This window comes from Aeromonas sp. ASNIH7 (genome assembly GCF_002903485.1).
GTDB lineage: Bacteria > Pseudomonadota > Gammaproteobacteria > Enterobacterales > Aeromonadaceae > Aeromonas > Aeromonas caviae.
The window spans coordinates 4,288,454-4,302,634 of the sequence record NZ_CP026226.1 but is presented as its reverse complement, the minus strand read 5'-3'; the positions used below and the strand labels follow the sequence as shown (position 1 = coordinate 4,302,634).

The 14,181-nt window shown below is 61.9% G+C and carries 11 protein-coding genes; 6 read left to right on the top strand and 5 right to left on the bottom strand.

Going from position 1 to position 14,181, the window contains the following annotated elements:
• The first annotated feature begins 151 nt into the window (after positions 1 to 151).
• The 6 genes from C2U47_RS20165 to C2U47_RS20135 all read left to right on the top strand — a co-directional run bounded on the left by C2U47_RS20165 (position 152) and on the right by C2U47_RS20135 (position 5,009).
• Entirely contained in the window at positions 152 to 682 is a 531-nt protein-coding gene (locus tag C2U47_RS20165) for a MarR family winged helix-turn-helix transcriptional regulator (RefSeq protein WP_029314450.1), read from the top strand.
• Positions 679 to 1,461, top strand: a complete 783-nt coding sequence (locus tag C2U47_RS20160; RefSeq protein ID WP_010674555.1) for a DNA alkylation repair protein — start codon at positions 679 to 681, stop codon at positions 1,459 to 1,461. The genes C2U47_RS20165 and C2U47_RS20160 overlap by 4 nt, the downstream gene beginning before the upstream one ends.
• Positions 1,458 to 1,829, top strand: a complete 372-nt coding sequence (locus C2U47_RS20155) for a DUF6616 family protein (RefSeq protein ID WP_010674554.1) — start codon at positions 1,458 to 1,460, stop codon at positions 1,827 to 1,829. Before C2U47_RS20160 ends, C2U47_RS20155 begins: the two co-directional genes overlap by 4 nt.
• A 410-nt stretch (positions 1,830 to 2,239) precedes the next feature.
• Positions 2,240 to 3,004, top strand: coding sequence for an SDR family oxidoreductase (locus C2U47_RS20150; RefSeq protein WP_010674553.1), 765 nt, complete (start codon positions 2,240 to 2,242; stop codon positions 3,002 to 3,004).
• Positions 3,005 to 3,054: 50 nt separating this feature from the next.
• Positions 3,055 to 3,882, top strand: a complete 828-nt coding sequence (locus tag C2U47_RS20145) for a bifunctional transcriptional activator/DNA repair enzyme AdaA (protein ID WP_010674552.1) — start codon at positions 3,055 to 3,057, stop codon at positions 3,880 to 3,882.
• Between the two features lie 146 nt (positions 3,883 to 4,028).
• Complete coding sequence (locus C2U47_RS20135; RefSeq protein WP_041211574.1) at positions 4,029 to 5,009, top strand: IS5-like element IS5 family transposase; 981 nt, start codon at positions 4,029 to 4,031, stop codon at positions 5,007 to 5,009.
• 770 nt (positions 5,010 to 5,779) lie between these two features.
• Here C2U47_RS20135 and guaA read toward each other — a convergent pair.
• From guaA to C2U47_RS23410, 5 genes are all read right to left on the bottom strand, one after another.
• Positions 5,780 to 7,369 carry a glutamine-hydrolyzing GMP synthase gene (guaA, locus tag C2U47_RS20130; protein ID WP_010674550.1) on the bottom strand — a complete coding sequence of 530 codons (1,590 nt, stop codon included), beginning with the start codon at positions 7,367 to 7,369 and terminating at the stop codon, positions 5,780 to 5,782.
• An 84-nt stretch (positions 7,370 to 7,453) separates the two neighbouring features.
• On the bottom strand, positions 7,454 to 8,917 hold the full coding sequence (gene guaB / locus C2U47_RS20125; RefSeq protein ID WP_010674549.1) for an IMP dehydrogenase: 1,464 nt from the start codon (positions 8,915 to 8,917) through the stop codon (positions 7,454 to 7,456).
• Entirely contained in the window at positions 8,890 to 9,816 is a 927-nt protein-coding gene (locus C2U47_RS23810; protein ID WP_233735839.1) for a YitT family protein, read from the bottom strand. The genes guaB and C2U47_RS23810 overlap by 28 nt, the downstream gene beginning before the upstream one ends.
• 799 nt (positions 9,817 to 10,615) lie before the next feature.
• Positions 10,616 to 13,153, bottom strand: a complete 2,538-nt coding sequence (locus C2U47_RS20115) for an alpha-amylase family glycosyl hydrolase (RefSeq protein ID WP_233735838.1) — start codon at positions 13,151 to 13,153, stop codon at positions 10,616 to 10,618.
• Positions 13,150 to 13,821 (bottom strand): hypothetical protein, encoded by a 672-nt coding sequence (locus tag C2U47_RS23410; RefSeq protein WP_233735837.1) that lies wholly within the window; start codon positions 13,819 to 13,821, stop codon positions 13,150 to 13,152. Before C2U47_RS23410 ends, C2U47_RS20115 begins: the two co-directional genes overlap by 4 nt.
• Between the last annotated feature and the right edge of the window lie 360 nt (positions 13,822 to 14,181).

The window sequence follows — 14,181 nt, the reverse complement described above, 5'->3', positions numbered from 1 at the left end:
TTTCTTGCAACGCCTTCTCTTGCAAAGGCCCCCCATCGCCACATTCCCGCTCTCCGTTGCCATGAACCATCCCGGTCGCGCTTGGGTGGTTGAACATTTGGTTGGCGCCATATAGTATGGCGCCATACAAAGTCATTCGAGACTCACTATCATGATCACGTTGGAACAGAAACACCTCGCCCTGCTCGAGGATGCAGAGCGCCGCGGACACGCGGACACCCAAAACATACGCGTCTGCTTTGAGGTGTTGACCCTCGCCGCTGCCATCGATCAGGCGTGCGCGGCGCGCCTGGCCCCTCACCGCCTCTCCGAAGGCAAGTTCGTGCTGCTGTTTTTGCTGCGCGACCTGCCACAAGGGCTGGCCCCCCACGAGCTTGCCGACAAGGCGGGGGTCACACGGGCCACCATCACCGGCCTGCTCGACGGGCTGCAACGGGACGGCCTGCTGGCTCGCCACAGCGACAGCCAGGACAGGCGAAAGATCTCGGTGCGCCTGACAGAGCAGGGCCAGGCCCTGGCGCAGCACCTGCTCGATGAGCACAGCCAGTGGATAGGCTCCCTGTTTGCCGGGTTCGATCAGGCAGAGCGAGAGACCCTGAGTACCCTGCTCAAGCGGGCCTGGCTCAACGTCATCTCATCCCGGGCAGGCTGCACAGAGGCCGCCACAGAGGAGCACCCATGACACGCAGCCGCATCACGGATATCGCCCCCTCGCGCCTCGCCCAGCTCAACCGGGGAGAGATAGAGGCAAGCAACCTGACCGAATGCCTGGCGGTGGATTTTGCCGCCCTGATGCAGTGCACCCTGCCTTCGCTCGAGCCCCAGGCGCTGGCGTCGATGCACGCCGCATCCGGGGAGGGCATTACCCGGCGCATGGCCCTGGCCGCCAGGCTGCTCCTGACCGAGAACGGCATGAGGGATCTTGCGGCGCTCAGCCGTCATCCCTCCGATACCGTGCGGGGCTGGGCCTGTTTCATGGTGGGCGCGAGCGAGGGGCTGTCGCTCAGCGACCGCCTGGCCCTCATTCGCCCCCTCGCCGATGACCTGCACTTTGGGGTGCGCGAGTGGGCCTGGCTCGCAATGCGAACGACCATTGCTGCGCAGCTGGAGGTGGCCATTGCCGCCCTGGTGCCCTGGACGGCGGAGCCGTCCGAGCGACTGCGACGCTTTGCCAGCGAAGCGACCCGGCCCCGCGGCGTCTGGTGTACCCATCTTGCGTCCCTGCGACAAGCACCGGAGCAGGCCCTGATGCTGCTCGAGCCCCTCAAGGCCGATCCCGCCCCCTATGTGCAGGACTCCGTTGCCAACTGGCTGAACGATGCGAGCAAAGACAGGCCACAGTGGGTCACTGACCTCTGCGCGCGCTGGTCTCGCGAAAGCCCCAGTCCCGCGACAATCCGGATTTGTCAACACGCCTTGCGCACCTTGCGCAAGGGCCAACTCCCGAAGGAACCCCTATGACCCACTATCTGGCAGAGCTCTACACCCCCACTCCCGCCTGGCTGGCACTGAGCCAGACGGCCCGTCAGCAGTTCTTCGAGGCCATTGGCACAGGCATGGCCAACCTCGCCGCCCTCGGGGTGGAGCCCATCGCCCTGGGCGAGACCGATGCTACCACCCTCCATGGTGCGCCCCACCCCTTCTTCGCCATCTGGCGCGGGCCGGATGCCGCAGCCATCGAGGCCCTCGTCCAGGGAATAGCCGCATCGGGCTGGCACGACTACTTCGAGACGGTCAACGCCACCGGCGCCGGTGTCTCCCTGGGCGAGCACCTTGCACAGTTGGCCGCCCTGCCCTGCGCCGCCACATCCAGCCCCGCCCAGGCCTGATAACCCCTAAAAGAGCGTTACCCCACCAGGCTTTGCGTCAGTGCCGCCGACACCGGTGGCACTGTTTTCCATACCCTGCCCTTGCAAACCTAGGTCACCACCACCTGGGAAAGCGGCGCCACAGCCCCGCTCCCTTCCCACTCCCTTCATAAAACGCGGATATCTCCTGATGCCGTGATGAGCCATCGCCGATGGCACAAGTGAGCAAGATCCGGGTCGTCGTGACAAAGGTTCGCCGCCATAGTGCTTTCAAACCAACAGTGCTTTCGACCCCCCCCAAAGCTTTGAACCAAAGGAGGGTTGAACCAAAGGAGGTTTGAACCAGGAGGGGGTTGAACCCATCCACTTGTCTGCCAACCCTGCATGAGCGTCGCCACCTGGCGCCATGTACATCTCGCGAGGGAACTGCCATGTCATTACTGTCCAACAAGGTCGCCATCATCACGGGAGCCAGCTCCGGTATTGGTCGCGCCAGCGCCATCCTGTTTGCCCGGGAAGGAGCCAGCGTCGTCGTCGGCGCCCGCCGCCAGCCCGAGCTGGATGCGCTGGTGGAGGAGATCCGCCATGAGGGGGGGCAGGCGGTGAGCCTGGCGGGAGATGTGAAAAGCGAAACCTATGCCCGCGCCCTGGTGGATCTCGCACTGACCCGTTTCGGCGGACTCGATATCGCCTTCAACAACGCCGGCACCACGGGGACACCGGGCAGCGTGCCGGGGCTTGAACTCGCGCAGTGGCAAGAGACCCTGGATACCAACCTCACCAGCGCCTTTGTGGGGGCCAAGTACCAGATCCCCGCCATGCAGGCACGCGGGGGCGGCTCGCTTATCTTTACCTCCACCTTCGTCGGCCATACCCTGGGGCTGCCCGGCATGGCGGCCTATGCCGCGAGCAAGGCAGGCCTCATCGGCCTGACCCAGGTGCTGGCCGCCGAATATGGGGCACAAGGGGTGCGGGTCAACGCCCTGCTGCCGGGGGGCACCGACACCCCCATGGGGCGGGCCTTTACCGATACACCGGAGAGTCTCGCCTTTGTGCAACAACTCCACGCCCTCAAACGGCTGGCCCAACCGGAGGAGATCGCCCGCTCGGCCCTCTATCTGGCGTCCGATGCATCCAGCTTTACCACCGGCATTGCTCTGCTGGCCGATGGTGGGGTATCTATTTGTCGCACATGACCTTGTCGCCCCAAGATCCTGCGACCGCAACCTTATCGTGAGAGCGCCTTATGTCTGATTACGCCCGCATCGCCGATGCCATCCGTTTTATCGCAAGCCAGGTGGCGCACCAGCCCACCCTGGACGAGATAGCGGCGCACGTGCACTTAAGCCCCTTTCACTTCCAGCGGCTGTTCAGCCGCTGGGCCGGGGTGACGCCCAAACGCTATTTGCAGGTGCTGACCCTGGAGCGGGCCAAGGCGCTGCTGCAGGAGTCTCGCCCGCTGCTGGAGGTGGCCGATACCCTGGGCCTTAGCAGCGGCTCGCGGCTCTACGATCACTTCGTACAGCTCGAAGCGGTGACGCCGGGCGAATACAAGCAGCGCGGGGCCGGTCTGGTTATCGAGCACGGGGTGCACGACACCCCCTTCGGCCAGGCGTTTGTCGCCCTGACCCCACGGGGAATATGCAACTTCTCGTTTCTCGATGAGCAGGCCCCACAAACGCCGCTGAGTGCCCTCGCCCAGCGTTGGCCTGAGGCAGAACTGCGAGAAGCGCCATCACGCACCCAGGGGGTCATCCACACCATGTTCGATGGCAGCAAGGCGCCGGATCGCCCCATCTCCTTGCACGTGAGCGGCACCAACTTCCAGATCAGCGTCTGGCGGGCGCTGCTGCAGATCCCGCCCGCCAAGGTGGTGAGCTACGCCCAGGTGGCGAGCGCCGTTGGCAACCCCAAGGCCGCCCGCGCCGTGGGGCTGGCGGTGGGTGCCAACCCCGTCGCCTTGATGATCCCCTGCCACAGAGTCATCCAGCAAAACGGCAGGCTCGGCGGCTATCACTGGGGCGAGACCCGCAAACAGGCGATACACGCCTGGGAAGCGGCAAGGTATGAGTGAACTCGGCCTTTTCTGCCCGGCCTGATGAGGAGAACAGGAATCTTGGTAGTGAGTCAGCAGACAATCCGACTGCGCCAGGGAAGGTGCGAACAAGTCCCTGATATGAGATCATGTTTGTCATCTGGAGCCATGGAGCAGGGTTCATCATGAGTCATCAACTTACCTTCGCCGACAGTGAATTCAGCAGTAAGCACCGTCAGACCAGAAAAGAGATTTTCTTGTCCCGCATGGAGCAGATCCTGCCATGGCAAAACATGGTGGAAGTCATCGAGCCGTTTTATCCCAAGGCTGGTAATGGCCGGCGACCTTATCCGCTGGAAACCATGCTACGCATTCACTGCATGCAGCATTGGTACAACCTGAGCGATGGCGCGATGGAAGATGCTCTGTACGAAATCGCCTCCATGCGTCTGTTTGCCCGGTTATCCCTGGATAGCGCCTTGCCGGACCGCACCACCATCATGAATTTCCGCCACCTGCTGGAGCAGCATCAACTGGCCCGCCAATTGTTCAAGACCATCAATCGCTGGCTGGCCGAAGCAGGCGTCATGATGACTCAAGGCACCTTGGTCGATGCCACCATCATTGAGGCACCCAGCTCGACCAAGAACAAAGAGCAGCAACGCGATCCGCAGATGCATCAGACCAAGAAAGGCAATCAGTGGCACTTTGGCATGAAGGCCCACATTGGTGTCGATGCCAAGAGTGGCCTGACCCACAGCCTAGTCACCACCGCGGCCAACGAGCATGACCTCAATCAGCTGGGTAATCTGCTGCATGGAGAGGAGCAATTTGTCTCAGCCGATGCCGGCTACCAAGGGGCGCCACAGCGCGAGGAGCTGGCCGAGGTGGATGTGGACTGGCTGATCGCCGAGCGCCCCGGCAAGGTAAGAACCTTGAAACAGCATCCACGCAAGAACAAAACGGCCATCAACATCGAATACATGAAAGCCAGCATCCGGGCCAAGGTGGAGCACCCATTTCGCATCATCAAGCGACAGTTCGGCTTCGTGAAAGCCAGATACAAGGGGTTGCTGAAAAACGATAACCAACTGGCGATGTTATTCACGCTGGCCAACCTGTTTCGGGCGGACCAAATGATACGTCAGTGGGAGAGATCTCACTAAAAACTGGGGATAACGCCTTAAATGGCGAAGAAACGGTCTAAATAGGCTGATTCAAGGCATTTACGGGAGAAAAAATCGGCTCAAACATGAAGAAATGAAATGACTGAGTCAGCCGAGAAGAATTTCCCCGCTTATTCGCACCTTCCTTAGGAAATCTACTTTACCACGCAAACGATATGAAAATGAAAAGACACTACTCGGGTGTCTTTCTTATTGTTGGGTGTTGGAGCCAACTGGTTGGAGGCTATGACCCCTCCCCGCTTTGCCCCGTAGCCAAATCAGATCGGGGTGATGGCGGTGATATGGGCCGAACCATCCAGGGATTGGAAGATCTGCACCACGGCTTCCCCGTGGATCGGGTTGGGCAGCGGCACCATGGTTTTGCATTTGAAACGGTAACTGGTACGCCTGCTATCACTTGGGGGGATTTTGAAGGAGTGCTCCCTTCCCATCTTTTGATGCTGGACACAGTGGCACTTAACTTTCTGGGCATAACACTCGTGGATGGCCTTCAGAGGCTATGCAGCAAAGCCTTTCCTCTGCCCGGAGAAACCACAACCTGCCGCCGTGTGTGGATGCGATAGATGAGGTTCTGCCGATCGACTCGGGCACTCACCACGACAACATTGGTAACAGAGCCCTCACCCCTTCGCCAGGAGCAAAATTTTCTCGCAAACGATTGGAAAAAGAAAAGGCGCCTCAAGGGCGCCTTTTTGACAGTTTTGCGTTACCGCTGGGAGAGAGGCGTTAGCCGCTTATTCCCACGCCTTTTATTCCCACTCAATGGTTGCGGGCGGCTTGCCGGAGACGTCGTACACCACGCGAGAGATGCCGTTGATCTCGTTGATGATGCGGTTCGACACGTGGCCGAGGAAGTCGTACGGCAGGTGGGCCCAGTGGGCGGTCATGAAGTCGATGGTCTCGACGGCGCGCAGCGCAATGACCCAGTCGTACTTGCGGCCATCGCCCATGACGCCGACGGAGCGCACCGGCAGGAAGACGGCGAACGCCTGGCTGACCTGGTTGTAGAGGTCGGCCTTGCGCAGCTCTTCGATGAAGATGGCGTCAGCCTTGCGCAGCAGGTCGCAGTACTCTTTCTTCACTTCGCCAAGCACACGCACGCCCAGGCCAGGACCCGGGAAGGGGTGACGGTAGAGCATGTCGTAGGGCAGGCCGAGTTCGAGGCCGACACGGCGCACTTCGTCCTTGAACAGCTCGCGCAGCGGCTCCACCAGACCCATCTTCATCTCTTCCGGCAGGCCGCCGACGTTGTGGTGGGACTTGATGACGTGGGCCTTGCCGGTCTTGCTGGCAGCGGATTCGATGACGTCCGGGTAGATGGTGCCCTGGGCCAGCCACTTGGCGTTCTTGAGCTTCTTGGACTCGTCGTCGAACACTTCGACGAAGACGCGGCCGATGGTCTTGCGTTTGGCTTCCGGCTCGTCAATGCCCGCGAGGGCGGAGAGGAAGCGCTCTTCGGCGTCGACCTTGATGATGTTCAGGCCGAAGTGATCGCCGAACATGTCCATCACCTGCTGGCCTTCGTTCAGGCGCAGCAGGCCGTTGTCGACGAAGACGCAGGTCAGGCGATCGCCGATGGCGCGGTGCACCAGCATGGCGACCACGGAGGAGTCCACGCCGCCGGAGAGGCCCAGGATCACCTCGTCGTCACCCACCTGCTCGCGGATGCGGGCAACGGCGTCGTCGATGATGGTGGCCGGGGTCCAGAGGCATTCGCAGCCGCAGATGTCCTTGACGAAGTGTTCCAGCATACGGGCACCCTGACGGGTGTGGGTCACTTCCGGGTGGAACTGCACGCCGTAGAAGCGCTTGGCCTCGTCGGCCATGGCGGCATGGGGGCAGGTGGCGGTCTGGGCGATGGTGGTGAAGCCGGCGGGGATCTCGGTGACCTTGTCGCCGTGGCTCATCCAGACGTCCAGCAGGGCATTGCCGTTGTCGGCAATGGCGTCTTCGATGTTGCGCAAGAGGGCGCTGGTCTTGCCGGACTGGCCCAGCACTTCGACCTGGGCGTAGCCGAATTCACGCAGGTTGGAGGACTGCACCTTGCCGCCGAGCTGCTCGGACATGGTCTGCATGCCGTAGCAGATACCGAACACCGGCACACCGGCGTTGAACACGTACTCGGGGGCGCGCGGGCTGCCCGCCTCGGTCACTGATTCCGGGCCGCCGGAGAGGATGATGCCGCTCGGATTGAACTCGCGGATCTGCTCTTCGGTTACGTCCCAGGCCCACAGCTCGCAGTAGACGCCGATTTCACGGACGCGACGGGCGATGAGCTGGGTGTACTGGGAACCGAAATCCAGGATAAGGATACGGTGGGCGTGAATGTCTTTAGTCATTTTATTCCTGCATCAGGCTGATGTTGTCACAAAAAGCACGGGATAAAAAAAGGGTGGAAAAACGGGGCGCAGAGCCCCGTTTCATCAGCCCATCCGGTAGTTGGGGGCTTCTTTGGTAATGGTCACGTCGTGAACGTGGGACTCTTTCATCCCGGCGCCCGAGATGCGCACGAACTCGGCCTTGGTGCGCATGTCGTCGATGGTCGCGCTGCCGGTCAGACCCATGGAGGAGCGCAGGCCGCCCATCTGCTGGTGGATGATCTCTTTGAGGCGGCCCTTGTACGGCACGCGCCCTTCGATCCCTTCCGGCACCAGCTTGTCGGCGGCGTTGTCGGTCTGGAAGTAACGGTCGCTGGAGCCCTTGGACATGGCACCCAGAGAGCCCATGCCGCGGTAGGACTTGAAGGAGCGGCCCTGATAGAGCTCGATCTCGCCCGGCGCCTCTTCGGTACCGGCAAACATGGAGCCCACCATGACGCAGCTTGCGCCCGCGGCGATGGCCTTGGCCACGTCGCCGGAGAAGCGGATGCCGCCATCGGCAATCACCGGCACGCCGGTGCCTTCCAGGGCGTCGACGGCGTCGGAGATGGCGGTGATCTGGGGCACGCCCACGCCGGTCACGATACGGGTAGTACAGATGGAGCCCGGGCCGATACCGACCTTGACGGCGTTGACACCCGCTTCCACCAGCGCCTTGGCGCCAGCGGCGGTGGCGACGTTGCCGCCGATGATCTGCAGGTCAGGATAGGCTTCACGGGTCGCCTTGATGCGATCCAGCACGCCCTGGGAGTGGCCGTGGGAGGAGTCAATCAGCAGCACGTCCACACCGGCTTCCACCAGGGCGGCGACGCGCTCTTCGTTGCCGGCACCGGCACCGACGGCGGCACCGACCCGCAGACGGCCACGCTCGTCTTTACAGGCGTTGGGCTTGCGCTCGGCTTTCTGGAAGTCCTTCACGGTGATCATGCCCTTGAGCTTGAAGTCGCCGTTGACCACCAGCACCTTCTCGATGCGGTGCTTTTGCATCAGAGCCACCACCTCTTCACGAGGGGCCCCTTCACGCACGGTCACCAGACGATCTTTCTGGGTCATGATCTGTTCGACGGTCTGGGAGAGATCGATGACGAAGCGCACGTCACGGCCGGTGATGATACCCACCAGCTGGTTGCCGTCAGTCACCACGGGGTAACCGGCGAAACCGTTCTTGTGGCTCAGCTCCTTGATCTGGGCGATGGTCATGTCAGGGCGCACGGTAACGGGGTCGCTGACCACGCCGCTCTCGTACTTCTTGACCTTGCGCACTTCGGCAGCCTGCTGCTCGATGGACATGTTCTTGTGAATGAAGCCGATGCCGCCTTCCTGGGCCAGTGCGATAGCCAGACGGGCTTCGGTCACTGTGTCCATGGCAGCGGAGATCATCGGAATATTCAGCGTTATCGCAGACGTGAGCTTGGTACGCAGGTCGGCGGTATTGGGGAGAACAGTGGAGTGGGCTGGAACCAACAGTACATCGTCGAAGGTCAGCGCTTCTTTGGCAATCCTGAGCATGGCAATATCTCACCGTTGAGGAGTGGGGGTGTAAAATATTGCCGACAAATTTTACTCATGCATTGGGCAGTGGTAAAGAAGTTTTTTGAATTTTTTATGGCGTAGCCCGATTTAACGCCACCAACAGGGCAAAAAACCAATAAATTCAGCCGTAACCATGCCGTTTTTCCCGACAAGATGATCTTTTTTGCCGTTGAGCCCCTTTCTGCCGCCAGTCTCCCGGAACGGCCTTTTTTCCACTCACAGCCGTCAGCCAGACCGGCGGTCAGTTCCCCTGATAGCGGCCCGGCTTGTGCCAGTTCATCAGCATGGCGTTCATGGCCAGCGCACTCAGGGTTGACCAGAGCAGCAGGGGAAGCGGCAGGGTGAGCAGAGAGAGCGCAAACACCAGCACATCCAGCACCATCTGGCTCTTTCCTGCATTGATGCCGGTGCGCCGTTGCAGCCAGAGCGTCACCACGCCGGTGCCCCCACGGAGGCATTGTGGCGCGCCAGAGACAAGACCCCCATGCCGAGGAAGGTTCCCCCACCAGGGCGGCAAACAGGGGATGGACATAGCTCACCGTCAGCAGCAGCGGCACCGCCTGGGTGGCCGCCGAGAGGGCGACGTTGACGATCAGCGTCTTGAGGGTGAAGGCGCGCCCCATGGTGACGTAGCAGAACACCATGAAGGGCAGGTTCACCAGGAAGAAGAGCACGCCGATGGGCAGGGTGCTGACATGGGCGATCAGCAGGGCGATGCCCGCGATGCCGCCGGTGATCATGCCGGAACACTTGAGCAGATTGAGCCCCACGGCGATAAACATGACCCCGAGCACCATGCCGTAGACATCGTCCTTGAGGGTATGGGCCAGCCCCCTGCCCGCGGCCGCTGGCTGCATGGTCATTTCACCTTCCATATGACTCCTTAGATCCGATTTGATGGTGGCATCCGTTGCCCGACAACCAGGCCGCATTGGGGCTGATGGCGGCGACCCATTCACCTTGCCGTCCCAACCCCCAATCTTGCGCTCCCCCGCCCCCTGATGTCGCCATCATGGGGATGACAAGGCACAGCAAAAAGAGCGCCAATCAAAACAAGAGTCCGCGACACCATAAATAATCGGATTTAAATTCTGATAAATACGCAATGTGCAGACCGAATGCACTACTTCAGTGATCGGCCATCATGGTGGCGCAGCATGTTTACCCGAGTCACCGAGAAAGGCCTCGTGGTATCCCCTTCACAGTCCGGTTTTTCGGCAGATCATGTCGATACGATGCCGCTTTTCAGCATGGATGATGCCTGTCATGGGGTAAGCCCGAGGGCTATACGGCGTGTTTCTTCGGGGCGGGCTCCAGGGGCGGATGTGGATGGATCGCACCAATAAAGTGCAATTGCACCAATATAGATCAACCGAGTGGCACAGTTTGCCTTGCACCGCGGCGCAAAGGCGGTATGGGCACCGCTTTGCTCACTGCCATGAGCACTGCAATATGCAGAGCATGGAGTGACTCGGGCGGCGGATGCACCACTCCCCTTCCCTCTAGCCCCCTGCCCATGAGCGTGCTGGTCGCGAGTCCACAGGTCTGCCCATTCACCAGCCCCTCCGCAGCCAGAGTCCCATCAGGATGGGGCATCCATTCAGGCATAGGCAGAAGGCAGAATAAAAAAGTCGGCCCGAAGGCCGACTCGCTGCTCCCTGTGACAGGGCTTCCTTACTTGAGGTATTTGCCGTCCGCGCCCACCTTGCCCGGGCCGTTCAGTACCCAGACCCGCGCCGAATAGGCGGGCACCGCAAAGCTCAGGCTGCCGTTGCTGACGCTCTGGCTCGCACCGGTTACCGCGTCCGTGTAGGTGCCGTTCTTCAGGCCACTCAGGTTTATCTGCTGGGCCGAGTTGGCCGCAAGGCCCACGGCAGCGTAGCTCCCTTGGGCGCTCAGATCACGCACGAAGCTGATGCCGCTCCCCCACTCGTTCACCTGGCTCATGGGCGCCTTTTGCAGGGCGGGCACCGCCTTGCGGATCTGGTTCAGGCGCTTGATGTGCTGATAGAGCGGGTGGCTCGGGGTGGCGGGGTTGTCCAGCACCTCCCCGTAGTAGGCACGACCGGTCTGATCCACCGTCATGGTGGCCCCGTCGATGTCCTGGGGCTTGCCCGCCTGGAACATCACCTCCTCCCCGTAGTAGAGGGTCGGGATCCCCCGCGCCGTCCAGAGCAGGTTGTAGGTCATGGCCGCATTCCCCTCTTCCCCGCCGTAGCGGTACTTGAAGTCATTGTCCGGCCCCACGTCGTGGTTCTGGAAGAAGGTGATGAGCTTGGTGGCATCCCCATAGACCCAGTCCATGGCGAAGATCCCCCCTACCCCGCCAAAGTTCCCCCGGGTGACGTTGTCACGGAAGGTGGAGAAGAGGGAGAAGTCCAGCACCGAGAGGCCGGAATCACCCCCTGCACGGGGATTGGCCGGGTTCGGCGTGGTGCGGGTATACCACCAGGGGCGGATCACCGCCGAGGCATTGTCGTTGGCGAGCTCAGAGCCCCAGCCGGTGCCCTTGACCAGGTTTTCGCCAAAGACGAACAGCCCCGGCTTGTGGGCCTGCCAGTCATGGACATAGGTCAGCAGTTCGTCCCGCTCGATGTGCTTCAAGGTATCGATACGGATGGCATCGACCCCCATGTCGAGGTACTGACGAATGGCGCCGTTGAGGTAGTCCTTGACGTTCTGGTTGCCGGTGGCGAGATCGATGCAGTCCCCCGCCATGTGCTTGCGCTGCAGGGCGAGCGGGCTCTCCCAGTCACCGCCTGACATGAAACCGTCCAGGTGATACCAGGCGGGATCCAGGGTCTGGGCGTCGATGCCGAAGAAGCGGTTTGGGTTGTAGCCTGCGCTCGGCACGGTGGCGCCGGTCTTGGGGTCTACCAGGGGCTGGGTGCCCGCCGGATCGGACTGGCAGCGGGCCTTGTACCAGTCGGGCGCCGCCGGGTTGTCGTCGTCACAGCGATTGGCGCTGGCGTAATCCCCGAGATTGCCCTGATAGGGACCATTGTTGATGAGCCCCTGGCTCGACCCCGCCGGTACGTAGTATTTGACGGGCAGGCGATCGATCCAGGTCTTGCCGCGCAGGCCGTACTGGCTCGAGTGGTTGAGCACCACATCCTGGATCACCTTGAGCCCCTTGGCGTGAGCCGCCTGGATGAACTCCCGGTAACCCGCCCCCGGCGACTCCAGACGGGGATCGACCCGGTAGAAGTCGTAGGCATGGTAGCCGTGGTAGTCGAGGCCGGAGCGGTTCTCCACCGGCGGCGTCACCCAGATGGCGGTGAAGCCGAGATCCTTGATGTAGTCGAGCTTGGCGATCAACCCCTTGAAGTCGCCACGCCACTGGGGATCCCCCGCTTTGTAGCGATCCCGGTTGTAGTAGTTGTTGCTGGCATCGCCATCATAGAAGCGGGCAGTCAGCAGGAAGTAGATGCTCTCGGCGCGAAAATCGCCGCTCGCCACCCCCTGCTCGCCGATACGGTACTCGAAGCGCTGCTCGCGCTGATTGCCGCTGGCGTCGATGGCAAAGGTGCGGATCACCAGATCGGTGCCGCTCCCCTTGTCACTCGCCACCAGGGGCTGGCCTGCATAGCGGGCCGATGCCGTGGTGGGCTGGCTGCCGTCCGTCGTGAAATGCACGGCGGGGGCGCTGTCCTGATCGTCGCTCACTCCCAGGGTGATGGACTGACTGTCCACATAACTCCCCGGAGACGGGGTGGCCGTCACCGTGGGGGCCTGCAGATCGGCCCCGGCCAGCGTCTCCACCTCGATGGCCTTGCGCAGGCTGTCAAAGCAGATGCGATAACTGGTGTTGGCGCTGACCAGGTAATCCTGGGCCGGATACGCCTCGCTCCAGTCCCCCTTGTGGTCAATCTTGAAGCGGGGGTTGTTGCTGCCAAAGGCCTGCTCGGTGCAGAAGGTGGTGCCATCCTCGCTGGTCATGGGGGTGAGCCCCCAGTTGTTGGCCGTGCCCCGGAAGTACCAGCTGTCGCTGCTCTGTCCTGCCCCGACCACCACACTCACGCTGCTGCTGCCCTTGGCGCCCTGATCGTCGGTGACAGTGAGGCCATAGGTGAAGGTGCCGGTCTGGGTGGTGTTGACGACGATGCTCTCCGTGGTCTCGCCGCTGCTCCACAGATAGCTCGCGATCTGGCCGTCGGGATCCGTGGAGTCGCTGCCGCTCAAGGTGAGCGACGCCCCCTGGGTCACGTTCACCGTCCCCCCGGGGTGATGACCGCGAGCGGCGGCTGGTTGTCATCCCCGAGGGGGGTGATGCTGTAGGCCAGGGTCTGATCGTTGACCTGGATGCGCACCGTGCCCACGGCGCTCCAGAAGATGTCGCCGCCACTTTTCTCCAGCACGCCGTCGCCGTTGCTGTCGCCAAAGTTGACGGCCCAGTCGCCAGCCTGATCAAACTTGAGGCGCTGGCTCGCCTTGCCATCCAGGTAGGCTTCCACCTGCCACAGGTGATCCCCTACCAGGGTCATGGGGAGGCTGGCCCAGCCGTTGAAGGTGCCGCGCACGTTGAGCTGCGGCAAGGTGCTGGCAAACCCCGAAGCCTCGCAACTGGCCACCGCCGTCACGCTCACCGCCTGGGTGCTCGCGTTGATGCGGATCTGGTACGCCGTGTTGGCATTGACCCCGTAGTCGGCCGCCGGGTAGCTCTGCTGCCAGTTGCCGTACCTGTCTATCTTGAAGCGCGGGCCGCCGCTGGCATCCCCGCTCACGAAGCGCTGACAGGTATCAAAATTGACGCCGTCCGTCGACGTCATGGCGGTCGCCGCCCATCCATTCGCGGTGCCCCGGAAGAACCACTCCGCCGCCGTGCTCGGCGCCGTGATCAGGGTTCCCAACAATCCGGCCGCGAGTATCCATCTAGCCATTGATAGTCCTTTATTTTCATTGTTTGTGTGTGATGCCGGTGTGTCCCGGCATTCCCCCATCCGCAACGTCCCGCCTTCAGATGAGCCCGACCAGTCTAGAGTTCCCCATGGCCAATTAATGGCCAGCACGCGCAAAATGTGACCACTGTCGACCTCGTCATGGGCTGTATGTGATTGATAGCGCTTTCATTTCCTGGCGCAGAAGTGAGGGGCACCCCCATCGGGGAGAGCAAGATGGCCGCCCTCCGCGACCACCTCGGGCACAGGGTCAGCCCCTGCCTCCTGCACGGCGCCGTTGCCACCGGGGACACTTGCCCCCATGATGCAATCCCCCTTGCCATCTCGGGCAACAGGGCGGTT